Below are 21,401 nucleotides of genomic sequence, written 5' to 3' on the forward strand. Positions count from 1 at the left end.
ACACCACCGAGATGTACCTCCGGACCATCTACGAGCTGGTCGAGGAGGGCATCGTCCCGCTGCGGGCCCGGATCGCCGAGCGCCTGCACCAGAGCGGGCCCACGGTGTCGCAGACGGTCGCCCGGATGGAGCGCGACGGCCTGGTGACCGTCGAGGGCGACCGGCACCTCGAGCTCACCGACGAGGGCATGCGGCTGGCGACCCGGGTCATGCGCAAGCACCGGCTGGCCGAGCGGCTCCTGACCGACGTGATCGGCCTGCCCTGGGAGGAGGTGCACGAGGAGGCGTGCCGCTGGGAGCACGTGATGTCCGAGGCCGTCGAGCGGCGGCTGCTCGACCTCCTCGACCACCCGACCGAGTCGCCGTACGGCAACCCGATCCCCGGCCTGGGCGAGCTCGGCGAGGTGAAGGTCGGCGAGGAGTTCATGGAGGGCGTGGAGTCCCTGTCCGACGTCGCGGGCACGGACGAGGGCCGGGTGCTGGTGCGGCGCATCTCCGAGGAGATGCAGAAGGACGAGTCCCTGATGAGCGCGCTGCGCCGGGTCGGCGCCCTGCCCGACAAGACGATCACCATCGTGGCCACCCCGGAGGGCGTGCTGGTCGGTTCCGGTGGCGAGACCGCGGAGATCGTCCCCGAGGCGGCCGACCACATCTTCGTACGCCGGCTCTGAGGCCGCCCCGCAGACGCGCCCTGTCCAGACCGGGGCTGGTCAGCCATAACACCCCGGGGGGTATCTTCGTCCTGTGTCGTTCGGAGGGGCGACGCGCAGTGCTCCTACTCGGAGGGAGTCCCCGGATGACCGACCAGCAGGCCGACGCCGCGTCCCAGGACGTGTTCGACATCGCGAACTGGCTCGCGCGGGCCAACGCCCATGTCGACGCTCCGGAACCGCGTCCCGCGGTCGCACCGGCGGCCCCGCCGCCGACCTACGTGCCGCGGCACCGCGCCGACGTGCCGGCGGACTCGGTCGCCTGACTCGGTCGCCTGACTCAGGCCGGCGCCGACCTCGTCGCGGCCAGTGCCGCCAGGAACTCGCTCGTCCCGGCCTCGACCCGGTGCGCCGCCAGGTCGTCGGCCCGGGTGGCGCCGCGGTTGACGATCACCACCGGGATGCCCGCCTTGGCCGCTCTCCGGGCGAACCGGAAGCCGCTCATCACCGCGAGGCTCGAGCCGGCGACGAGAAGTGCCCCGCCCCGATGCGACAGCGCGTCGACCGCGGCGTAGCACCGCTCCACGCGAGCCTTCGGCACGTTCTCGCCGAAGAACACCACGTCCGGCTTGAGCCGGCCACCGCAGCCCTCGCAGCCGGCGACCACGAAGTCGTCGGTCCGTTCGAGGACGACGTCGCCGTCGGGGCGCACCTCGAGGTCGAGCCGGTCCTGTCCGTACGTCGGGTTGAGCGCGTCGAGGCGGTCGTGCAGCCGGCCCCGCGGTGTCACCTCCCGGCAGTCGAGGCACACGACGTCGGCGATCCGTCCGTGCAGGGCCACCATCCGGCGGGTGCCGGCGCGCTCGTGCAGCCCGTCGACGTTCTGGGTGATGAGCAGGTCGGGGTCGATCCGGGCGAGTGCCAGGTGTCCGGTGTTGGGCTCGGCGTGCCTCATCCGGGTCCAGCCGACGTGGCTGCGGGCCCAGTAGCGCTGCTGGGCCGCCGGCCCCGACACGAACTCCTGGTAGGTCATCACGCCCGGCGGCGAGGAGCCGCGCAGCGGCGGCTGCTGCCCGGCGTAGCGCGACCCGGGGCCGCGGTAGTCCGGGATCCCCGAGTCCGTCGAGCAGCCGGCCCCGGTGAGCACGACCAGCGGTCGCTCGGCGAGGAAGCCGATCACCTCCTGCTCGGCGGTCTCGGCTGCCGCGACCGTCATCGGGCGTACCGGAGCTCCGCCCGGGCCCTGGCCTTCGCCGCCTCGGTCTCCCGGTCCTTGGGCGGCGCCGTGGTCACCAGGTCGTCGATGAGGTGCCGGGTGACGTGCGCGATCTCGCGCACGGCCTGGTCGAAGATCTCCTGGTTGGCCTGGGACGGCTTGGTGGTCCCGCTGACCTTGCGGACGAACTGCAGCGCCGCCGCGTGGACCTCGTCGTTGGTCGCCGGCGGCTCGAAGTTGTTCAGCGGTCGGATGTTGCGGCACATGGGACGAGCGTACGACGCGAGTCCGAGCGTCAGAGATCGAAGAACTCGGCGTCCCCACCGGTCACCAGCACCACCCGGCCGTCGGGCAGCGGCACCAGCCGGACCGCGCTGACGTCGCTGCCGTACTCGACCTCGACGGTCCGGTTGGCGAGCCGGCCGTCGCCCAGGGAGAGCACCGAGACCAGCCCGACCTGGCCGCCCCTGCGGTAGGTGCTCACCACCGTGAGGACCGCGCGCTGGTCCGGCAGCCAGGTGAGCTGCCGCGGGTCCTGGGTCGCGAGCGCGTAGCTGTTGCGGCCGTAGGACACGACGTCCAGCCGGCGCGGGTCGGTGAGGTCGGTGACGTTGAACAGGCCGGCCTGGGCGCCCCAGCCGCGACCGTCGGGCGCCGGTCCCTCGCCCAGCCCGAGCAGGCGGTGCTGGCCCAGCGGGTGCAGGTAGGCCGAGAAGCCCGGGATCTTGAGCTGTCCCATCAACCGCGGCCGGTCCGGGTCGGTGAGGTCGATCGCGTAGAGCGGGTCGACCTGGCGGAACGTCACCATGATCGCCAGCCCGTCGAACCAGCGCATGGACTGGATCTGCTCGTTGACGCCGAGCTTGTCCACGCGTCCGGCCTCGACCAGGTCGTTACCGTCCTGGCGGAAGGTCACGACCGAGTTGAAGTTGCCGGTGCGCCCGGTCGGTCCGACCGCCACCCGGAGGACGCCGTCCGCCTCGTCCATCGCCCAGCGGTCGCGGATCGTGCCGTCGACCTCGCCGGAGGCGGCGTACGTCGTGGCCCGGCCGTCGAGGTCGAAGGCGTAGAGGTGGGAGACCCCGTCGTCGCTCCCGCCGCCGGGGAACCAGCGCGGAGTGATGGAGTCCATCGGGCAGACGTCCCAGCAACCGCCGGTGCTCCACGCCGAGGTGGCCAGGTAGAGCTGGTCGGTGGAGAGATAGGCGAGCTGCGTGTCCACCGCCAGTCCGCTGACGCTCCGGTCGTCCGGCTCGTCGGCGCCGAAGCCGACCACCGCGATGGTGCCGAGGCTGTCGCCGTCGGTGGGGATCGCGACGTCCTCGCAGGCGACCAGCCGCTCCGGCTCGCCACCGTCGGTGCTCACCGTCGGGAGCCAGTCGTCGATGGTCGACTCCCGGACGATCTCGCGGTTCTCGCGCTCGGTCTCGCGTTCGTCGCGGCGGCCGGCCTCCTGGAAGTCCAGGTCGGGCAGCCCCGCCTGCGTCACCAGCCGGACGGTGTCGCCGTGCAGCCGGGCCTCGAGCGTGGCGGAGCTGTAGAGGTAGGTGTGCTCGACGGTGGGGGCCGAGGGGTCGGAGACGTCGAGGACGATCACCCGGGTCTGGCCCCGGCCGTCGTACTCGTCCTGTCCCACGGTGGAGGTCCCTATCGCGACGACCGTGTCGCCCGAGAGGAGCAGCTCGCCGTCCCGCAGGTCGACCAGGTCGGCGGACCCGAGCCGGACGACGTCAGTGCCCGTGACGTCGTACGTCGTGAGGTCGCCGCCCTCGACCCGGAACAGGGTGCGGCCGTCGGTCTTGACCACGTCGGGCTCGTCGACACCGAGCTCCTGGACGTTGGTGCCGCTGTCGTCGCTGGTGACCCGGGAGGTCGAGGGCAGCAGCCCCGGAGCCTTGGCCGTCGACCGTTGGGCCGAGGTGTCGGCTCCACTGGCCGTGGACGGCACCGCCAGGTCGGCCGAGCCGGCGTCCTCCATGCTCATGACGACGTCGCCGTGGCCGTAGCCGTGGTCCCAGCCCCAGGGGCCGACCCGGTCGATGCCGCGGGCGACGTACCAGTCGAGCAGGTCGTCGCAGGACTCCGCCAAGGACAGGCCGCTGTCCGCGAAGGCCACCGGTGACGGACCGGTCCCGGAGCGCGGCGGTGGGCCCGAGCGCGCGTCCGCCCCTGGGTCGTCACTCCCGGTGAACGCGGTCCCGGCGGCGAAGGCGCCGACGAGGCCGGCGCTGACCCCCAGGAGAGTGACGGAACGGCGAACACGGGGCGGGAGCGGCATGACGGCCATCGAGAGGTCCTCGGAGAGGAAGCAGGGACTCGGGTGGGACGCGTCACCGCCGAGGACGGTTCCGGTGGGCCGAGGCCGGGTGGAAGAGTGGGCGGATGCCCGACTCCGCGGACCGTGACCTCGACCTGGTGCTCTTCGGGGCGACCGGCTTCACCGGTGGCCTCACTGCCGACTACCTCGCCGAGCACGCGCCCTCCGGTCTGCGCTGGGCGCTCGCCGGGCGCAGCGAGGAGAAGCTCAAGGCGGTGCGGTCCCGCCTGGCCGCGGACCACCCGGCACTCGCCGACCTCGAGCTGGTCGTGGCCGACGCCTCCGACGAGGACGCCCTGGCCGGTGTCGCCGCCCGCACCCGGGTCGTCGTGACGACCGTCGGGCCCTACCAGCAGTTCGGCGAGCCGCTCGTGTCCGCGTGCGCGGCCGCCGGCACCGACTACGTCGACCTCACGGGCGAGCCCGAGTTCGTCGACCGGATGTACGTCGCCCACCACGAGACCGCCCGGGCCAGCGGCGCCCGGATCGTGCACGCCTGCGGGTTCGACTCGATCCCGCACGACCTCGGCGCCTACTTCACCGTCCAGCAGCTCGGGGCGACCGGGCCGGTCACCATGCGTGGCGTCGTCCGGTCCAACGCCACGTTCTCCGGCGGCACCTTCCACTCCGCGATGGGGGCGTTCTCGCGGGCCCGGCAGATGCGCGAGGCGATGGTGGCCCGGCGCAAGGTCGAGCCGCGCCCGGAGGGCCGCTCGTCCAAGGCCGTGGCCGGCAAGCCGCACCGGGACAGCGTCCTCGGCTACTGGCTGGTGCCGCTGCCGACGATCGACCCGTTCGTCGTCGCCCGCAGCGGCGCCGCGCTGCCGGCGTACGGCCCCACGTTCCGCTACTCCCACTACGCCGGCACCAAGACCCTGCGGTACGCCGCCGGCGGGATGGTCGGGGCGGGCGCCGTCGGTCTGGCCGCCCAGGTGCCGCCCCTGCGCAGCTTCCTGCTCGGCAGGGTCAAGCAGGGCGACGGCCCAGGCGAGTCGCGCCGGGCCAAGTCCTGGTTCACCGTCGACTTCGTCGCCGAGGGGGACGGCCGCACGATCCACACCCGGGTGAGCGGCGGGGATCCCGGCTACACCGAGACCGCCAAGATGCTCGCCGAGTCCGCGCTGTGCCTGCTCCTCGACGACAACCCGGACGTGGCGGGCAGCGTCACCACCGCTCAGGCGATGGGCGACAACCTGATGGCCCGGCTGGTGGCGGCGGGGATCACCTTCGAGGTCGCTGGGTAACGTCGACGCAATGCAGGCAGACGAGACGGGGCGCCTCTCGGCTCTGCTCGTCGGGCTGCGCCGGTTCCTGGTCTGCGGCGTGCTGGCCGCGGTCCTGTTCCTGCCGATCGCGGTCCAGCAGTCGGTCGAGCGGGCTCGTTTCGACGACCGGCTCGGGACCTTCCCGGTCACGGTGTCGCTGGCCCACAACGGGCGGTCCACCCTCGACACCGGCGTGGTCGGCAAGCTCTACTGGGAACGCACCGGGATCGCCGGTTTCGGTGCGTCGCTGCGCTCGACGGGCCCTCCCGAGGCGGGCGGCGACCTGTCGTCGTACGTCTCCTCGGAGTTCCTGCAGGCCAACGCCGCGTTCATCGACGACCCCGCCCAGGTCGCCCGGGTCTACGGCGAGGAGCTGCGGGACCGGATGCTGGGCACGCTGCTGGTGGCCGAGCTCCTGGCCGCCCTGGTGGGCGGCGTGCTGGGCTCGGTGCTGGTGAGCCGCTACCGCAGCGGGCTGCCACGGGCGCAGCGTCGGCTCCGGTTCGCCGTCCCCGTGACGCTGTTCGCCGTCCTGATGACCGCGTCGCTCGCCGTCGCGGGGTCGATGTTCGCGCGCTGGGAGGGCAACGCGTCCGTGGGGACGACCTACTCGATGCCCGGGATCGAGGACCTCTCGTTCAGCAGCCCGCAGACGCGTGAGATCGCGGTCCAGATCGAGCCCTTCATCCAGAAGAACAGCGACCGGATCGCCGAGCGGAGCGCGGCCTACCGGGCCGCGGCGCTGGAGAGCGCGGAGGCCGAGCTCTCGGCGTACGCCGACTCGCTGGCCCCCCGGGAGGGAGAGGTGGTGGTGCTGACCGAGGCGGACCCGCAGGGCAGCCAGGTCGCCACCCGGATGCGGACCGAGCTCTACCCGCTCCTGGTGGACGTGCTCGGCGAGGACTCCGTCGTGCTGCGGACGATCGCCGGTGACGTGACCTCCAACGGCACCGTGGCGGAGGAGGAGTTCGTCGAGCGGGAGGCGCGGGCGCTCCCCGACGTGCCCTTGGTCGCGGTCAAGGGCGACCACGACTCGGACGACACCGTGGAGCAGCTGCAGAGCAACGACGCACAGACCCCCGACCTCGAGGTCGTGGAGGCCGGCGGTCTGACGGTCGCCGGCGCCGCCGACCCCGCCTTCAAGGCGCTCTTCGGCGGGCTCGTCACCAACCCGTCGGGGGTGACCGAGCCCGAGCTGGGGGAGGCACTGCGCGAGGCGGTCGACGAGGAGCTCGACGACGGCGAGCCGGTCACGGTCGTCGTGCACCAGCCCCGGGCGGCCGCCGCCTATCTCGGCATCGGGTCGACGTCGGAGCTCGACGACCTCCTCGGCAACGAGACGGCGCCCGTGGACGACGGCATCCCCGACCTGCCGCCCGGGCTGGTCACCATCGGGCACCTCCACGACGCCAGCGGTCCGTGGGTCATCTGGAACACCGACGGCGACGAGGTCACCTGGACCGTCGTGAGCCAGCTCGGCACCAGCGGGGGAGTCGAGGAGAACCCGACGTTCAACCGGTTCTCCACCCCGTTCTCGGTCCCGCTCAAGGACGTGAGCATCCGCCTCGCGTACGTCGACGAGGAGAGCGGGCTGCAGACCGGCTACGCGTCGGTGGTGGTCGACACGGCCGGCGAGGTGACCGTCGAGGACCGCGTGGACGTGGGTCTGCCGGACGGCCTTCCCGGCGATCCGATCGACTGAGTGCCCCAGGCAGGAGTCGAACCTGCGACCTTTCGCTTAGGAGGCGGCTGCTCTATCCGCTGAGCTACTGGGGCGTGATCAGCCAGCAATCCTAGGCCCGGAGGTCGAGACCGGTGGCCACGGTGGCCACCCACGGCGTCGCGCGGATCTCGGCGTCGATCGGGTCGGCCAGCCAGGCGGGGATCGACGTCGCGCGCCGGGTCTCCATCGAGACGTGGACGTGGACGATCTCCATGACGCAGGCGACCTTCCGGTGCGAGTGGTCGACCACGAACCCCACGGAGTGCAGCGCCTTGTTGGTGCGCTCGGCGAAGCCGGCGTGGACCGCGAACCGCTCGCCCTGCCGCAGCTCGCTGAGGTAGGAGATGTGGTGGCTGGCGGTGAAGAACGAGCTGCCCGTGGTCATGTAGTCCTCGGGCATCCCGAGCTCGGTCATCCGCTTCCACGGCCCCCAGGCCCCGAGCTCGAAGTAGTGGGTGATGTTCATGTGGCCGTTCATGTCGACGTACTTCTCGGGGACCTCCTGGTCGAAGTACGACGGCAGCGCGGCCACCACCTCGACGTCGGGCAGGGCTGCGGCGACGGACCGGGTCATGGCCCGTGGATATCACCACCCCGGCCCGGGCCGAGCGCCGGGGTTTGTGGTTACTGACCGGTCGGCAGCATGATTTGAGCTCCAGTCGTAATCTGGCGCGGGCGAGCGTGCACGCGCCGCCGACTCCGGTCCCCCGAATGTAGGTGACGATGAGCGACGCCGAGGAGCGAGCAGCACAGCTCGCGGCGTCCCCGTATCACGGCAACGGCAACGGCGGCAGCCGCAAGGGCAAGCGCCGCGGTCGTGCCCGTCGCAGCCACACCGTCGCCAAGGTGCTGCTGTCGTCGGTCCTCGTGCTGGGCCTGGTCACCGGTCTCGGCGTGACGTTCCTGTACCGCCACCTCGACGGCAACCTCAACGTCCAGGACCTCGACGCCCAGCTCGGCGACGACCGTCCCGAGGAGGTGGAGGTCGAGGGCCCGAAGGACCCGATGAACATCCTGGTGATGGGGTCCGACACCCGCGAGGGCGAGGGCAACAAGATCGACGGCGAGGCGGCCGGGCCCGGTCTGTCGGACACCACGATCATGATCCACCTCTCCGCGGACCGGCAGAACGCCTACGGCATCTCGATCCCACGCGACTCCCTGGTCGACCGGCCCGACTGCATCGACGACGAGGGCGACACCATCCCGGGGGCCAGCTCGGTGATGTGGAACGCGGCGTTCGCCGTCGGCGGCCCGGCGTGCACGATCCGCCAGTTCGAGCAGCTCACCGGCATCCGGATCAACAACTACGTCGTCGTGGACTTCGCGGGCTTCCGCAACATGGTCGACGCCATCGGCGGCGTCGAGGTCTGCGTCCCCCAGGACATCAACGACCAGGCACACGGCATCGTCATCAAGGCCGGCACCCGGGAGATCTCCGGCAAGGAGGCGCTGAGCTACGTGCGGGTCCGGCACGTCGAGGGCACCGACGGCAGCGACATCCAGCGGATCAAGCGGCAGCAGGCGTTCGTCGCAGCGATGGCCAACAAGGTCATGTCCGGGAGCATCCTGGCGCGGCCCGACCAGCTGATCGGCTTCCTCGACGCGGCCACCGACTCGCTGACCACCGACATCGAGAACATCGGCCGGATGGCGCGGATCGGCTACGAGTTCAGGGACACCGGCCTCAAGCGGATCCAGTTCATCACCGTCCCCTGGCAGTACGCGCCGTCCGACCCCAACCGGGTCGAGTGGCTTCCGGAGGCCGAGGAACTCTGGGAGAAGGTCCGCAACGACGCCCCGCTCGGCAGGCTGCGCGACGGGGCGATCACGGCCGCCGACGACGTCACCGGCTCCGGTGGCCAGACCGAGAGCCCGGGCGCGACGGAGTCCGGGTCGCCCGCGGACCCCGAGACCAGTGGCACACCGTCCGAAGGCGCCTCGTCCCCGTCGGAGTCAGCCTCCGAGGACCCCGACGACGCCGCCGAGGAGCGGGCCGCGGCCGGGCTCTGCGTGTGAGCGAGACCCCTCGCGAGCAGGAGCCCGAGCCGGCGTGGAAGCGCAAGCGCCGCCTCGAGCAGGTCTTCGGCGACGTCCTGCCGGAGACCACCAGCGACGAGCGCGAGCCCGGCCCCGCGCCTGACGGCGAGGACCCGGGCGAGCGCTGGCTGCGGGAGCAGGTGCCCCCGCACCACGGGAGCTAGCCCGGCTCTGCGCCGGTGTCGGCGTACCGGGCGGCCATGGTGCGAACCGCCTCGTCGACCACCTGGGCGACCCGCTCGGCGCTCACCTCCCAGCCCGGCACCAGCAGGGTCGGCCAGAAGACGTAGTTGGAGATCATGCCCAGGAACTGGGTGGCGGCGAGGTCCACGTCATCGACCCGCACCGTTCCCGCCTCGTGCTCGGCCATCAGGTAGCGGCGTACGGACTCGAAGTAGGGCATCTTCCCCTGCGCGAACTGCGCGTCGGCGAGCTCGGGGAACCGCGGCAGCTCGGCGATGACGATGCGGAACAGGTCGGTCATCTGCGCGCGGCCCAACAGCTCGGCGTAGCGCCGCCCGAGGGTGCTCAGCCCGTCGACGACGTTGCCTGCCGGCGGAGGATCCCCGTCGTCAGCGGTCGACCAGGACTCGGTCACGATCGCGTCGAACAGGGCGGCCTTGGTCGGGAACTGCTTGAACAAGGTGGCCCGCGAGACGCCCGACCGCTCGGCGATCCGCGCCAGCGACGTCCGGTCGTAGCCCAGCTCGAGGAACAGCGCGGTCGCGGCCGTCACGATCATCGCGCGCTTCTCCTGGGCGACGCGCTGGTGGTACGTCGTCGCGGATCTTCTCACCGGCCGAGCATACGAGGTGAGTGGCTTGACTCACCATTCTCGCCGACCTAGTCTCGATGAATGGTGAGTCGCTTGGCTCGCCATTCACGAACGAAGGAACACCTGATGCGCCGCTTCGACGACCAGACCGTGCTCGTGACCGGTGGCCAGGGATCGAGCCACGTACGCGCCTTCCACGCCGAGGGAGCCAACGTCGTGATCGGCGACATCGACGCCGGACGCGGCGCCGCTCTCGCCGAGGAGCTCGGGCCCCGCGTCCGGTTCACCCACCTCGACGTCACCGACGAGGGCTCGTGGTCCGCCGCCCTGCACGCCGCCGAGAGCGCCTTCGGTGCCCTGCACGTGCTCGTCAACAACGCGGGCGTGCAGAACCCGCCGGCGCCGATCGAGACGACGGACCGGACCACGTGGTCGCGCATCCTCGACATCAACCTCACCGGGACCTTCCTCGGCACCAAGGCCGCCGCCCCGGCCCTGCGCCGCGCAGGAGGTGGAGCCATCGTCAACATCGCCTCGACCATGGGGCTGGGCGGCACGGCGCACTACGCGCCGTACGTCGCCAGCAAGTGGGCCGTGCGCGGCCTCACCCACACGGCAGCACTCGAGCTCGGCCGGGACAACATCCGGGTGAACACCATCCACCCCGGCGTGATCGCGACGCCCTTCATCCAGGAGCCGGCAGCCGGCGCCACCGCGGCCATCGCCGACTTCTACTCTCCCGAGCCGTTCGCCATCCCCCGGCTCGGAGAGCCGGCCGACGTCACCCGGCTCCTGCTCTTCCTCGCGTCCTCCGACGCGTCGTTCGTCACGGGGTCGGAGTACGTCATCGACGGCGGCCTCCTCCTCGGCCCCGCCCTGCAGGCCGAGAGCGCATGAGCACCTCGGAGCCGACCGGGTCAGCGGACGCCGGACGGGACCCGTCGTCGTCCCACCTGCCCGACCACGTCCGGCGGGCCATCGAGATCACCCCCGCCGCAGGCACCAGGGAACGGATCATCGACATCACGACCCGGGGACGCCGGACCGGCCGGCCACGCCGCATCGAGATCTTCTTCTACCGCGCCGCAGGCAACACCTACCTGTGCAGCGGCGCCGGCGGTGCCGCGACCGACTGGCACGCGAACCTGCTCGCCGATCCCGACTTCACCTTCCACCTCAAGAACGGGATCCGTGCCGACCTGCCCGCGCGGGCCACGCCCGTCACCGACCCGGCTGAACGTGAGGCCGTGCTGGCGGAGATCGTCGCGGATCTCAACCAGCCCCACGACCCCGGCACCATCCGGCCGACCCGGCTCGAGGACTGGGCCGACAGCCGGCTGATGCGGATCGGCTTCCGCTAGTCGTCTAGGCCGACGGCGGCGGCGTGGTGGGCGGCGTACCGCCCTGCTGGGCCTGGAGCAGGTCGCGGATCTGCCGGAGCAGCTCGATGTCCTCCGGCGTGCCCGGAGCCGGGCTCGGGAAGAACCGCTCGCGCGCCTTGGTGTAGGGCAGCACGACCGCGAAGTAGACGACCGCCGCCAGGATCACGAACGAGATGACGGCGTTGAGGAAGAATGCGAGCTCGCCGAGCTCGGCGCCCTTGAACGTGTCCTCGAGCCCGGGCAGCGCTCCGGTCAGCCAGGCGGTGAACGCCGCGACGACGGCGGCGAAGGCGGTGCCGATGATGACCGCGACGGCCAGGTCGACCAGGTTGCCGCGGAGCAGGAAGTTCTTGAAGCCACTCATGGGGGGTCCCTTCCGAGACGGGGTGGTTGGTCCTCGAGACGCTAGTCGGTGTGGCCCGGTTCAGTCAGAGTAGGCGACGCTGAGGAAGCGCGTCACGGACGCGCCGGCGACCTCGGGCACCTCGGACCCGTCCAGGCCCAGCACCACCAGGCGCCCGGGAAGCGCGTCGGCCACGGCGTCGTCGGACGGCGCGGGCACGGCCAGCACCAGTGCGGACTCGGCGAGCACCTGCGTGGGCCCGCCCTGCGGGTCCGCGGCGAGCACGTCGACGCGGTCACCCGCGCGCAGCAGGCTCGCCATCGCCGGGTCGGGGAGCCGGACCGGTGTGGCGACCATGTCGGCGTGGCCGTCGGTCAGAGCGGGTCCGAGCACCCGGGCGTCGGTCACCGGCTCGCCGCGGCGCAGGGCGCTCGCGAGGGTCGACCCGGTGGGATCCGGGACGAGGCCGTCGGGCTCGGTGCCGGGGCGGAGCTCGAGGGTTGTCAGGTCGGCGTCGGCGAGCCGGGTGCCGGCGGGCAGGTCGTGGGCCGCCACCAGCACGGACACCGTCGCCTGGGGAGGTGGGGCGGTGGCCCGGAGCCCGGCCACCGCGGCGACCGCGGTCAGGACCGCGGCGAGCAGGCGCCGGCGGCGGAGCACCGCCCGGCGGACCCGGCGGCGTACGGCCAGCAGCCGGTCGCGGGGACCGCTGAGGTCGGCAAGGGGTGAGGGACTCGGCACCCGGTCGACGCTAGGCCGGATCAGGGACGCGCGGGCGCGCCCTCCACAGGCCTCAGCCGGAGGTGCTGGAGGTGCTCGCGGCGGGAGTCTTGGCGGCGGAGCCGTTGCTCGAGGAGCCCGAGCCGGACGCGTCGGACTTGGGCTCCGACTTGGTCTCCGACTTCGACTCGGTCTTGGTCTCGGTCTTGGTGTCCGAGGACCCGGAGGCACCGGAGCCGCCGGACCCGTCCTTGGCCCGGCTGTCGGTGCGGTAGAACCCGGAGCCCTTGAAGACGACGCCGACCGCGTTGAAGACCTTGCGCAGCCGGCCCGCGCACTCGGGGCAGGTGGTCAGCGCGTCGTCGCTGAAAGACTGGACCTGCTCGAAGTCATGGCCGCACTCGGTGCAGGCGTACTGGTACGTGGGCACGGCACTCCTCGTTGGTTAGTCGGGACAAGATTGGCACTCGACGGACCCGACTGCCAATTCTAGGAGACGGCACAATCGGCGACACCATGACCAGTGCCACTCCCTCTGCCGAGGCGCCTGCAGAACGCCGTGGGTGGTGGCGCGCATTCCTCGGCTGGCCCCGCGCCTTCCGCTGGGCGACGTACCTCGTCGTGACGCTGGTCCTGATCCTCGTCGCCGGGCTGGTGACCGGTGTCGCCCTGGTCCGCAAGCCGTTCCCGCAGGTCGACGGCGAGCTGACCCTGCCCGGCCTCGACGCCGAGGTGACGGTCGTGCGGGACGAGCACGGCATCCCGCAGCTGTACGCCGACACGACCGACGACCTGATGCGCGCCCAGGGCTACGTGCACGCGCAGGAGCGGTTCTACGAGATGGACGTCCGGCGGCACGCGACCGCCGGGCGGCTGGCGGAGCTGTTCGGCGAGCCGGGCCTGGAGAGCGACCGGTTCGTGCGGGCCATGGCCTGGCGCGACGTCGCCGAGCAGGAGCTCGCGATGATCAAGCCGGAGACCCGGACGGCGCTGGAACGGTACGCCGAGGGGGTCAACGCGTACCTCGAGGACCGCGACCCCTCCGACATCGCGGTCCACTACACGATCCTCAACGCCGGCGGGCTGGGCTACCGGCCCGAGCCCTGGACCGCGGTCGACTCCCTCGCCTGGCTCAAGGCGATGGCCTGGGACCTGCGCGGCAACATGGACGACGAGGTGGACCGGGCGCTGTCGATCGCGACCGTCGGGCCGGACCGCACCGCCGACCTCTACCCCGGCTACGACTACGCCGCGCACCCGCCGATCGTGTCGCAGGGCGCCGTGGTGGACGGTGTCTTCGAGCCGGAGGCGACCGACGACGGCACCCGCGAGCCCAAGCGTCCGGCGTGGGCGGCGGACGCGCCGGCGGTGGCCACCGCGCTGGGCCGGCTGCGCGACTCGCTCGACGCGCTGCCGGCGTTCCTCGGGCGGGGCGACGGCATCGGCAGCAACTCGTGGGTGGTCGACGGCGAGCACTCGGAGACCGGCGCCCCGATCCTCGCCAACGACCCGCACCTGGGCGTCGGCATGCCGGGGATCTGGATGCAGATGGGCCTGCACTGCCGGACCGTGTCGGAAGCGTGTCCCCTCGACGTCTCGGGCTTCACCTTCAGCGGCGTGCCCGGCGTGATCATCGGCCACAACGCCGACATCGCGTGGGGCCTCACCAACCTCGGTCCCGACGTCACCGACCTCTACGTCGAGCGGGTGCGCGGCGACGAGTGGTTCCGGGACGGGGCCTGGAGGCCGCTGCGGACCCGCACCGAGACCATCGAGGTCCGGGGGCAGGACGACGAGACGCTGACAGTCAGGTCGACCATGCACGGCCCGCTGCTCTCCGACGTCTCCGAGGACCTGGAGGACGTGGCGGAGCAGGCCCCGGTGGACCGTGACGACCCGGAGCCCGGCACCGAGACCGGCACCGAGACCGGCACCGAGACCGGCACCGACGTCGACTACGCCGTCGCCCTGCAGTGGACGGCCCTCGAGCCGGGCCGGACCGCGGACGCGATCTTCGACATCCAGGTCGCGAACGACTGGGACGAGTTCCGGGCGGCGGCGTCGTCGTTCGACGTACCGGCCCAGAACATCGTCTACGCCGACCGCGAGGGCCACATCGGCTACCAGGCGCCGGGCCGGGTCCCGATCCGCAAGTCCGGGAACGACGGCACGATGCCGGCCGCGGGCTGGCTGCCCGAGAACGACTGGACCGGTGACTTCGTCCCGTTCGACGGGCTGCCCCGGGTGCTCGACCCCGAGGAGGGGTTCATCGTCACCGCCAACCAGGCGGTGATCGGCCCGGACTACCCCTACTTCCTCACCGGCGACTGGGACCGCGGCTACCGGTCCGGGCGGATCCGCGACCTGCTGTCCGCCGAGGAGACCTGGTCGGTCGAGGAGATGACCGAGCTGCAGCTGGACAGCCGGCACCCGCTCGCCGCCGTCCTGACGCCCTACCTGCTCGAGCCCGAGATCAAGCGGGACTACTACCGCGCCGGCCAGGAGCTGCTGCGGAGATGGGACTTCGACCAGGGCGCCGACAGCGCCGCCGCGGCGTACTTCAACGTCGTCTGGCGCAATCTGCTCGCGGCGGCGTTCCGCGACGAGCTGCCTGAGGACCTGTGGCCGGACGGCGGCGACCAGTGGGTCGCCGCCGTCGCGCACCTGCTCGACGACCCGCGCAACGGCTGGTGGGACGACCTCGGCACCGACGACGTCGTCGAGGACCGTGACGACATCATTCGCCGCGCGCTCCTCACCTCCCGCGACGAGATGACCTCCCGGCAGGCGCTCGACCCCGACGAGTGGAGCTGGGGGTTCCTGCACCGGCTGGAGCTGCAGGAGCCGACGCTCGGCGACTCGGGCCTCGGGCCCGCCGAGTGGCTGGTCAACCGCGACGGCTGGGAGGTCGGGGGAGGGGCCGCGACCGTGGACGCGACCAGCTGGGACGCCTCGCTCGAGGACCGGCCGTACGTCGTCACCTCGGCGCCGTCGATGCGGATGGTCGTCTCGCTGGCCGACCTCGACGCGTCACGGTGGATCAACCTGACCGGCGTCTCCGGGCACCCGTTCCACGACAACTACACCGACCAGACCGACCTGTGGGCCCGCGGCGAGACCCTGCCCTGGCCCTTCTCCGCCGACGCGGTCATCGACGCCGGCGAGCACACCCTGACGCTGGTGCCCGCCGCTGAGGACTAGAACCTCACGATCCGGGTCGGTGTCGCGGCCGCCGTCACCCGTCGGTCGTGGGGCTCGACGGGGACGTCGACGCCGACCTCGTCGTCGTGCAGCAGCACGCAGGTGAAGGTGCCGACGGGCACCCGCGCCAGTGCCCGGTCGTAGGAGCCGCCGCCGCGGCCGAGCCGGTCGCCCGTTGCCGAGACCGCCAGCCCGGGGAGCAGGACCGCGTCCGGGGTGGCGATCGCGTCCACGCCGAGCCGCGGTCCGGTCGGCTCGAGCAGCCCCAGTCGCGCGGGCGCGAGCGACCCGTCGCCGGCGTAGACCGCCCAGTCGAGGTCGCCGTCGGGGAGCAGGACGGGGAGGATCACCCGCTTGCCCGCTGCGGCGAGGTCACGCAGCAGCCAGCCGGTGCCGGGCTCCGAGCCGACCGAGACGTACGCCGCCACGCTGGCCGCACGGCGTACCTCCGGCGCCGCCAGGAGCTGGTCGGCGATGGCCCGGGCGACCTCGGCGCGCTCGAGCAGCGAGCGGCGGTTGCGGGCGGTGAGGAGCTGGTCGCGGATCGCCAGCTTGGACGATTCCCCACCATTCACGGCGCAAGCCTACGATCGACAGCATGGGTAGCCCTGGGCTGGTCAAGGCCCGCGACAAGATGCTCGACGCCGGTGTCGACCCGCTGGCGGTGGAGACGTTCGCTCACTACTACCGCCTGCTCGAGCACGGCGAGACCGGGATGATCCCGGAGTCGACGATCGAGCCGGTCGACATGCCGTCGCTGAGCGGCGTCGAGGTCGCGGACGACGACGCCGCCGAGGCGGTGCGCACGACCGCCGTCATCAAGCTCAACGGTGGGCTCGGGACGTCGATGGGCATGGAGCGCGCCAAGTCGCTGCTGTGCGTGCGCCGCGGGCTGTCGTTCCTCGACATCATCGCCCGCCAGGTGCTCCACCTCCGCAAGGAGTACGACGCCACGCTGCCGCTGCTGTTCATGAACAGCTTCCGCACCTCGGCCGACACGATGGCTGCCCTGGCCCGCTACGACGACCTGCCCGTCGACGGGCTGCCGCTGGAGTTCCTGCAGAACAAGGAGCCCAAGCTGCTCGCCAAGGACCTCTCGCCGGTCGGCTGGCAGAAGGACCCCAGCCTGGAGTGGTGTCCGCCCGGTCACGGCGACCTCTACACGGCCCTGCTCGGCACCGGGCTGCTCGACCAGCTCATCGAGGCCGGCTACCGGCGCATCTTCGTCTCCAACTCCGACAACCTCGGCGCCGTGCCCGACGCCCGGGTCGCCGGCTGGTTCGCGACCTCGGGCGCGCCGTTCGCGATCGAGGCGGTGCGGCGTACGCCCTCCGACCGCAAGGGCGGCCACTTCGCCCGCCGCAAGAGCGACGGCCGGATCGTGCTGCGCGAGACCGCGCAGACGTTGAAGCAGGACCTCGAGTCGCTGGCCGACCTCGACCGGCACCGCTTCTGCTCGACCAACAACGTGTGGTTCGACCTGCCGGCGATGAAGCAAGCCCTGGACGTCCGGGGCGGCATCCTCGGCCTGCCGCTGATCCGCAACGTCAAGACCGTCGACCCGGCCGACCCGAGCACGCCCGAGGTCATCCAGGTCGAGACCGCGATGGGTGCGGCGATCGAGGTGTTCGAGGACAGTGCCCTCATCGAGGTCGGGCGCGACCGGTTCGTGCCGGTCAAGACGACCAACGACCTGATGCTGCTGAGGTCGGACGTCTACGACATCGGTCCCGACTTCGTGCTCGACCAGGCCGCCGCCGACATCCCCTTCGTCGACCTCGACGGCGACGTCTACAAGCTGGTCTCCGAGTTCGACAAGCGCTTCCCCGACGGCGCCCCGTCGATGAAGAAGGCCAGCTCGCTCAAGATCGACGGCGACTGGACCTTCGGGCACGGCGTCCAGGTGATCGGCGACGTCGAGCTCTCCGCGACGTCGGCCCAGAGGGTGGCCGACGACACCGTGCTGTCGGGCGACGCCACCCCGTGACCCTGCGCTCCGTCGACGAGCACCGCCAGGCGGTCCTCGACGACCTCGAGCCGATGCCGGCGGTCCCGCAGCCGCTGCTCGACGCGCTCGACCTGGCCTGCGCCGAGGACGTGGTCGCGTCCATCGCGCTGCCGAGCTTCGACAACTCCGCGATGGACGGCTACGCCGTCCGCTTCGAGGACGTGCAGGGCGCGTCGTCCGACTCGCCTGTGACCCTGCCGGTCGTCGGCGAGATCGGTGCCGGCCAGGCCCGGCTGCTGGCCCTCGGGCCCGGCGCCGCCGCCAAGATCATGACCGGGGCGCCGGTGCCCAGCGGCGCGGACGCGGTCGTCCCCTACGAGTGGACCGACCGCGGTGCCGACTCGGTGCGCATCGAGCAGGCCCCGGGCCGGGGGCAGCACATCCGGCCGGCGGGCGACGACGTGGCCGAGGGTGACCTGCTGGTCCAGCGCGGCGACCTCCTCGGCCCGCGCCGGCTCGGGCTGCTCGCCTCGGTGGGCAGGGCGACCGTGCTGGCCGCACCGCGACCGAGGGTCGTCATCCTCTCGACCGGCTCCGAGCTGCGTGAGCCCGGGGGCCAGCTCGGCCACGACTCGATCTTCGACGGCAACTCGTTCCTGCTCGCCGCCGCCGTACGCCGGGCGGGGGCGATCCCCTACCGGGTCGGCATCGTCCCGGACGAGCCCGCCGCGTTCCTCGAGGCGCTGGACGACCAGCTGGTCCGCGCGGACGTCGTGGTCACCTCGGGCGGTGTCTCGCAGGGCGACTACGACGTGGTCAAGGCCGCGCTGACACCGCAGGGCGTCTGGTTCGGGCCGGTGGCGATGCAGCCCGGCAAGCCCCAGGGGTACGGCCGGGTCGGCGAGGACCGGGTCCCGATCTTCACGCTGCCCGGCAACCCGGTGTCGGCGTACATCTCCTTCCAGGTCTTCGTGCTGCCCGCCCTGCGCAAGCTGATGGGCAAGCACCCCCACGTCGTGCCCACGGTCCGGGCCCGGCTGACGAAGTCCCTCTCGTCCCCGGCCGGGCGGCAGCAGTACCGTCGCGGCGAGGTCGGCACCGACGACCGCGGCACCTACGTCGACCTGGTGGGCGGCGCCGGGTCGCACCTGGTCGGTGACCTGGCCTCGGCCGACTGCCTGATCGTGGTGCCCGAGGACGTCACCTCGGTCGAGGCGGGCGAGACCGTCGAGGTGCTGATGTTGGAGGAGTCGCGATGAACGACCGCCTGACCCACGTCGACGAGGCCGGGGCGGCCCGGATGGTCGACGTCTCGGCCAAGGCGGTCACCCCGCGCTCCGCCACGGCCTCCGGGCGCGTGCTGGTCTCGCCCGAGGTCGTCGCGCTGCTCCGCGGCGCCGGCGTCCCGAAGGGCGACACGCTCGCGGTCGCCCGGCTCGCCGGGATCATCGGTGCCAAGCAGACGCCGTCGCTCATCCCGCTGTGCCACCCGCTGGCGATCTCGGGGGTCACCGTCGACCTCACCGTCGCCGACGACGCGGTCGAGATCAGCGCCACGGTGCGCACCGCGGACCGCACGGGGGTGGAGATGGAGGCGCTCACCGCGGTCGCGGTCGCCGCGCTCACCGTGATCGACATGGTCAAGGCGGTCGACAAGGCGGCGGTGATCACCGACGTGCGGGTCGAGGCGAAGTCGGGCGGCAAGTCCGGCGACTGGACACGTCCGTGACGCTCCGCGCCGGGGTCGTGGTGGCGTCCAACCGGGCCGCCGCCGGTGTCTACGAGGACGAGACCGGACCGGTGATCGTCGAGTTCCTGACCGGGCTGGGCTTCGAGACGCCCGGGCCCGTCGTCGTACCGGACGGCGACCCGGTCGGCGACGCGATCCGCGCCGCGGTGGCCGAGGGCGCCCGGGTCGTGCTGACCACCGGCGGCACCGGCGTGACCCCCACCGACCGCACCCCGGAGGCCACCCGGCCGCTCCTGGACCGCGAGGTGCCGGGTCTCGCCGAGGCGATCCGCTCGGCCGGCGTCGCGAAGGGCGTGCCGACCGCCGTGCTCTCCCGGGGGCTCGCCGGCGTCTCGGGCACCTGCCTGGTGGTCAACCTGCCCGGGTCGCGTGGCGGGGTGAAGGACGCGCTCGCCGTGCTCGGGCCGGTGCTCGTGCACGCGGTCGAGCAGATCGTCGGGAGCGACCACCCGTGAGCGCCCTCTGGCCGGCGCGGCTCCAGGACGGGGACGTCGTCGTCCGGCCGCTCGAGCGCAGCGACCAGGACGCCTGGCGCCGGGCGCGACACCACAACGCGGCCTGGCTCGCGCCGTGGGACGCCACCGTCCCACCGGGCGGGGACGCCCGTCCGACCAGCTTCCGCCTCCTCGTCCGCCGGCTGCACAAGCAGGCCCGCGCGGGGACGACGCTCCCGTTCGCGATCGAGGTCGACGGGCGGTTCGCCGGACAGGTGACCGTCAACAACATCGTCCGCGGCTCGGCGCTGTTCGCCTCGATCGGCTACTGGCTCGACCAGGAGTTCGCCGGCCGCGGCGTCGTACCCCGGGCCGTGGCGCTGGTCATCGACCACTGCTTCGCCGGCGGGCTGCACCGGATCGAGATCGCCATCCGGCCCGAGAACTCCAACTCGCTGCGGGTCGTGGAGAAGCTGGGCATCCAGGAGATCGGCTACGCGCCGCGGTTCCTGCACATCGACGGGGCCTGGCGCGACCACCGGCTCTACGCGATCTGCCGCGAGGACTGCCCCGAGGGGTTGCTGGCGCGGCTGAAGGCCAGCGAGTCCCACCAGTCACACGAGTAATCCTGCGACACACGGGCGCGGGTGCGGCTGACAGCGGCGAGGCGTCCCTACGCTCGGTCGCGTGGACCCCAGCGCACTGATCTTCGTTGCCCTCGCGGTGGCGTGGGCGGTCTACCTCATCCCCAAGGCCCTCGAGCACCACGAGGAGGGGACCCGGAGCCGGACCGTCGACGCGTTCTCCAGCTCGATGCGGGTCCTCGCCCGGCGCGAGCCGGTCAGCCCGCGCGAGGCCACGCTGGTCGCCGGTGACGACCCCGCGCCGCCGTCGCGCCGACAGCTGCGTCGCGAGGCCCGGTTGCTGGCCAAGGACAAGAAGCGCGAGGCCAAGCAGCAGCGCCGCAACGCGCGCAAGCTGGCGGCCGTCGCCCGCGTCCCCGCCGACTCGCGCCTACGCCGTCGGGCCGCCGCCCGCGCCGCGCGCCGCCGGCTCCGGGTGGTCACCCTGATCCTGGCCGAGAACGCGATCGTCGCCGTGCTGGCCGCGGTCGGCATCTTCGGCTGGGTCTGGATGGCGGTCCCGGTCGGCATCCTCGTCGCCTGGCTGGTCGCCTGCCGGCTGATGGTGCGCCGCGAGCGTGTCGAGCTCCCCGTCGTGCGCCACACGTCGCCCCACACCGCGCCGGCAGCGCCCGCCGAACCGGCCGCCGCCGACGAGACCCAGGGCATCCCGGCCGTCGCCGACCCGGCCCCGCGCGACCCGGACAGCTGGGACCCGGTCCCGGTCACGCTGCCGACCTACGTCACCAAGCCGGTCGCCACCCGCAGCGTCCGCACCATCGACCTGGACTCCACCGGTGTCTGGACCTCCGGTCGCAGCGAGGCCGACAGCGCCCTGGTGCGCGAGTCGAAGCCGACCCAGACCGAGCAGACCGCCGAGGAGCGCCGCGCCTCCGGCTCCTGATTCGGCTCGCCCCGGAGCCGGTGCTACCGTTTCCCCTCGCGTCGTGAGACGCACCTGGGGCTGTGGCGCAGTTGGTAGCGCGTCTCGTTCGCAATGAGAAGGTCAGGGGT

24 protein-coding genes and 1 tRNA gene are annotated in these 21,401 nt (G+C 72.4%); 15 read left to right on the forward strand and 10 right to left on the reverse strand.

Annotated features, from left to right (window positions below; all coding sequences use genetic code 11):
• Both JHD21_RS10505 and JHD21_RS10510 read left to right on the forward strand, forming a co-directional pair.
• Positions 1-671, forward strand: a 671-nt coding sequence (locus JHD21_RS10505) for a metal-dependent transcriptional regulator (RefSeq protein ID WP_292674510.1), incomplete at its 5' end; no start/stop codon positions are given.
• 125 nt (positions 672-796) lie between these two features.
• Entirely contained in the window at positions 797-976 is a 180-nt protein-coding gene (locus JHD21_RS10510) for a hypothetical protein (protein WP_292674513.1), read from the forward strand.
• Between the two features lie 14 nt (positions 977-990).
• Here JHD21_RS10510 and JHD21_RS10515 read toward each other — a convergent pair whose 3' ends face one another.
• Genes JHD21_RS10515 through JHD21_RS10525 form a run of 3 tightly spaced genes read right to left on the reverse strand, consistent with a single transcriptional unit; the run spans position 991 to position 4,153 of the window.
• Entirely contained in the window at positions 991-1,866 is an 876-nt protein-coding gene (locus JHD21_RS10515; RefSeq protein ID WP_292674515.1) for a Sir2 family NAD-dependent protein deacetylase, read from the reverse strand.
• Positions 1,863-2,132, reverse strand: coding sequence for a DUF2277 domain-containing protein (locus tag JHD21_RS10520; RefSeq protein WP_292674518.1), 270 nt, complete (start codon positions 2,130-2,132; stop codon positions 1,863-1,865). The genes JHD21_RS10515 and JHD21_RS10520 overlap by 4 nt, the downstream gene beginning before the upstream one ends.
• Before the next feature lie 29 nt (positions 2,133-2,161).
• A complete protein-coding gene (locus tag JHD21_RS10525; protein ID WP_292674520.1) occupies positions 2,162-4,153 on the reverse strand; it encodes a beta-propeller domain-containing protein in 1,992 nt (663 codons plus the stop codon).
• A 95-nt stretch (positions 4,154-4,248) separates the two neighbouring features.
• Here JHD21_RS10525 and JHD21_RS10530 point away from each other — a divergent pair, with 95 nt between their 5' ends.
• On the forward strand, positions 4,249-5,427 hold the full coding sequence (locus JHD21_RS10530) for a saccharopine dehydrogenase NADP-binding domain-containing protein (protein ID WP_292674523.1): 1,179 nt from the start codon (positions 4,249-4,251) through the stop codon (positions 5,425-5,427).
• Positions 5,428-5,437: 10 nt separating this feature from the next.
• Positions 5,438-7,150, forward strand: a complete 1,713-nt coding sequence (locus tag JHD21_RS10535) for a hypothetical protein (RefSeq protein WP_292674527.1) — start codon at positions 5,438-5,440, stop codon at positions 7,148-7,150.
• Position 7,151: 1 nt separating this feature from the next.
• Here JHD21_RS10535 and JHD21_RS10540 read toward each other — a convergent pair.
• Positions 7,152-7,224: transfer RNA gene (locus tag JHD21_RS10540), tRNA-Arg, on the reverse strand.
• Between the two features lie 17 nt (positions 7,225-7,241).
• Positions 7,242-7,745 (reverse strand): thioesterase family protein, encoded by a 504-nt coding sequence (locus JHD21_RS10545; protein ID WP_292674530.1) that lies wholly within the window; start codon positions 7,743-7,745, stop codon positions 7,242-7,244.
• Positions 7,746-7,894: 149 nt separating this feature from the next.
• Between JHD21_RS10545 and JHD21_RS10550 the strand changes: the two genes are divergently transcribed.
• Together JHD21_RS10550 and JHD21_RS10555 are read left to right on the forward strand one after the other, a co-directional pair.
• Positions 7,895-9,190 carry an LCP family protein gene (locus JHD21_RS10550; RefSeq protein WP_292674533.1) on the forward strand — a complete coding sequence of 432 codons (1,296 nt, stop codon included), beginning with the start codon at positions 7,895-7,897 and terminating at the stop codon, positions 9,188-9,190.
• On the forward strand, positions 9,187-9,375 hold the full coding sequence (locus tag JHD21_RS10555) for a hypothetical protein (RefSeq protein ID WP_292674536.1): 189 nt from the start codon (positions 9,187-9,189) through the stop codon (positions 9,373-9,375). The genes JHD21_RS10550 and JHD21_RS10555 overlap by 4 nt, the downstream gene beginning before the upstream one ends.
• On the opposite strand, the gene JHD21_RS10560 is transcribed toward JHD21_RS10555, so the two are convergent.
• Positions 9,372-10,007, reverse strand: coding sequence for a TetR/AcrR family transcriptional regulator (locus JHD21_RS10560; protein WP_292674538.1), 636 nt, complete (start codon positions 10,005-10,007; stop codon positions 9,372-9,374). The two genes, JHD21_RS10555 and JHD21_RS10560, sit on opposite strands and share 4 nt — an antisense overlap.
• A gap of 105 nt (positions 10,008-10,112) precedes the next feature.
• Between JHD21_RS10560 and JHD21_RS10565 the strand changes: the two genes are divergently transcribed.
• On the forward strand, positions 10,113-10,883 hold the full coding sequence (locus JHD21_RS10565) for an SDR family oxidoreductase (protein ID WP_292674540.1): 771 nt from the start codon (positions 10,113-10,115) through the stop codon (positions 10,881-10,883).
• On the forward strand, positions 10,880-11,347 hold the full coding sequence (locus JHD21_RS10570) for a nitroreductase/quinone reductase family protein (protein WP_292674543.1): 468 nt from the start codon (positions 10,880-10,882) through the stop codon (positions 11,345-11,347). The genes JHD21_RS10565 and JHD21_RS10570 overlap by 4 nt, the downstream gene beginning before the upstream one ends.
• Positions 11,348-11,351: 4 nt before the next feature.
• Here the strand turns inward: JHD21_RS10570 and JHD21_RS10575 are convergent, their stop codons facing one another.
• The 3 genes from JHD21_RS10575 to JHD21_RS10585 are packed head-to-tail and all read right to left on the reverse strand — an operon-like array spanning position 11,352 to position 12,861.
• Positions 11,352-11,732 (reverse strand): MscL family protein, encoded by a 381-nt coding sequence (locus JHD21_RS10575; RefSeq protein WP_292674546.1) that lies wholly within the window; start codon positions 11,730-11,732, stop codon positions 11,352-11,354.
• A gap of 60 nt (positions 11,733-11,792) precedes the next feature.
• A complete protein-coding gene (locus tag JHD21_RS10580) occupies positions 11,793-12,452 on the reverse strand; it encodes an SAF domain-containing protein (RefSeq protein ID WP_292674549.1) in 660 nt (219 codons plus the stop codon).
• Positions 12,453-12,504: 52 nt separating this feature from the next.
• Entirely contained in the window at positions 12,505-12,861 is a 357-nt protein-coding gene (locus tag JHD21_RS10585; RefSeq protein ID WP_292674552.1) for an FmdB family zinc ribbon protein, read from the reverse strand.
• Positions 12,862-12,947: 86 nt separating this feature from the next.
• Between JHD21_RS10585 and JHD21_RS10590 the strand changes: the two genes are divergently transcribed.
• Complete coding sequence (locus tag JHD21_RS10590) at positions 12,948-15,632, forward strand: penicillin acylase family protein (protein ID WP_292674554.1); 2,685 nt, start codon at positions 12,948-12,950, stop codon at positions 15,630-15,632.
• Here the strand turns inward: JHD21_RS10590 and JHD21_RS10595 are convergent.
• Entirely contained in the window at positions 15,629-16,207 is a 579-nt protein-coding gene (locus tag JHD21_RS10595; RefSeq protein ID WP_292674557.1) for a 5-formyltetrahydrofolate cyclo-ligase, read from the reverse strand. The two genes, JHD21_RS10590 and JHD21_RS10595, sit on opposite strands and share 4 nt — an antisense overlap.
• Positions 16,208-16,230: 23 nt before the next feature.
• On the opposite strand from JHD21_RS10595, the gene JHD21_RS10600 reads away from it, so the two are divergent.
• The 6 genes from JHD21_RS10600 (at position 16,231) to JHD21_RS10625 (ending at position 21,291) form a co-directional block, all read left to right on the forward strand.
• Positions 16,231-17,619 (forward strand): UTP--glucose-1-phosphate uridylyltransferase, encoded by a 1,389-nt coding sequence (locus JHD21_RS10600; protein ID WP_292674559.1) that lies wholly within the window; start codon positions 16,231-16,233, stop codon positions 17,617-17,619.
• On the forward strand, positions 17,616-18,839 hold the full coding sequence (glp, locus tag JHD21_RS10605; RefSeq protein WP_365695848.1) for a gephyrin-like molybdotransferase Glp: 1,224 nt from the start codon (positions 17,616-17,618) through the stop codon (positions 18,837-18,839). The genes JHD21_RS10600 and glp overlap by 4 nt, the downstream gene beginning before the upstream one ends.
• On the forward strand, positions 18,836-19,309 hold the full coding sequence (moaC, locus tag JHD21_RS10610) for a cyclic pyranopterin monophosphate synthase MoaC (protein WP_292674561.1): 474 nt from the start codon (positions 18,836-18,838) through the stop codon (positions 19,307-19,309). Before glp ends, moaC begins: the two co-directional genes overlap by 4 nt.
• The gene (locus JHD21_RS10615; protein ID WP_292674565.1) at positions 19,306-19,785 is read left to right on the forward strand and encodes a MogA/MoaB family molybdenum cofactor biosynthesis protein; all 480 of its coding nucleotides are present in this window, start codon (positions 19,306-19,308) and stop codon (positions 19,783-19,785) included. Before moaC ends, JHD21_RS10615 begins: the two co-directional genes overlap by 4 nt.
• Entirely contained in the window at positions 19,782-20,390 is a 609-nt protein-coding gene (locus tag JHD21_RS10620; RefSeq protein WP_292674567.1) for a GNAT family protein, read from the forward strand. Before JHD21_RS10615 ends, JHD21_RS10620 begins: the two co-directional genes overlap by 4 nt.
• A 61-nt stretch (positions 20,391-20,451) precedes the next feature.
• Complete coding sequence (locus JHD21_RS10625) at positions 20,452-21,291, forward strand: hypothetical protein (RefSeq protein ID WP_292674569.1); 840 nt, start codon at positions 20,452-20,454, stop codon at positions 21,289-21,291.
• Positions 21,292-21,401: the final 110 nt, after the last annotated feature.

This window comes from Nocardioides sp., assembly GCF_016462705.1.
Taxonomy (GTDB): domain Bacteria; phylum Actinomycetota; class Actinomycetes; order Propionibacteriales; family Nocardioidaceae; genus Nocardioides.

Bases quoted from the DNA above. Each gene is read 5' to 3' on its own strand.
- JHD21_RS10510 (WP_292674513.1), top strand. From the start codon at position 797: ATGACCGACCAGCAGGCCGACGCCGCGTCCCAGGACGTGTTCGACATC.
- JHD21_RS10515 (WP_292674515.1), bottom strand. From the start codon at position 1,866: ATGACGGTCGCGGCAGCCGAGACCGCCGAGCAGGAGGTGATCGGCTTC.
- JHD21_RS10520 (WP_292674518.1), bottom strand. From the start codon at position 2,132: ATGTGCCGCAACATCCGACCGCTGAACAACTTCGAGCCGCCGGCGACC.
- JHD21_RS10525 (WP_292674520.1), bottom strand. From the start codon at position 4,153: ATGGCCGTCATGCCGCTCCCGCCCCGTGTTCGCCGTTCCGTCACTCTC.
- JHD21_RS10530 (WP_292674523.1), top strand. From the start codon at position 4,249: ATGCCCGACTCCGCGGACCGTGACCTCGACCTGGTGCTCTTCGGGGCG.
- JHD21_RS10535 (WP_292674527.1), top strand. From the start codon at position 5,438: ATGCAGGCAGACGAGACGGGGCGCCTCTCGGCTCTGCTCGTCGGGCTG.
- JHD21_RS10545 (WP_292674530.1), bottom strand. From the start codon at position 7,745: ATGACCCGGTCCGTCGCCGCAGCCCTGCCCGACGTCGAGGTGGTGGCC.
- JHD21_RS10550 (WP_292674533.1), top strand. From the start codon at position 7,895: ATGAGCGACGCCGAGGAGCGAGCAGCACAGCTCGCGGCGTCCCCGTAT.
- JHD21_RS10565 (WP_292674540.1), top strand. From the start codon at position 10,113: ATGCGCCGCTTCGACGACCAGACCGTGCTCGTGACCGGTGGCCAGGGA.
- JHD21_RS10570 (WP_292674543.1), top strand. From the start codon at position 10,880: ATGAGCACCTCGGAGCCGACCGGGTCAGCGGACGCCGGACGGGACCCG.
- JHD21_RS10575 (WP_292674546.1), bottom strand. From the start codon at position 11,732: ATGAGTGGCTTCAAGAACTTCCTGCTCCGCGGCAACCTGGTCGACCTG.
- JHD21_RS10590 (WP_292674554.1), top strand. From the start codon at position 12,948: ATGACCAGTGCCACTCCCTCTGCCGAGGCGCCTGCAGAACGCCGTGGG.
- JHD21_RS10600 (WP_292674559.1), top strand. From the start codon at position 16,231: ATGGGTAGCCCTGGGCTGGTCAAGGCCCGCGACAAGATGCTCGACGCC.
- moaC (WP_292674561.1), top strand. From the start codon at position 18,836: ATGAACGACCGCCTGACCCACGTCGACGAGGCCGGGGCGGCCCGGATG.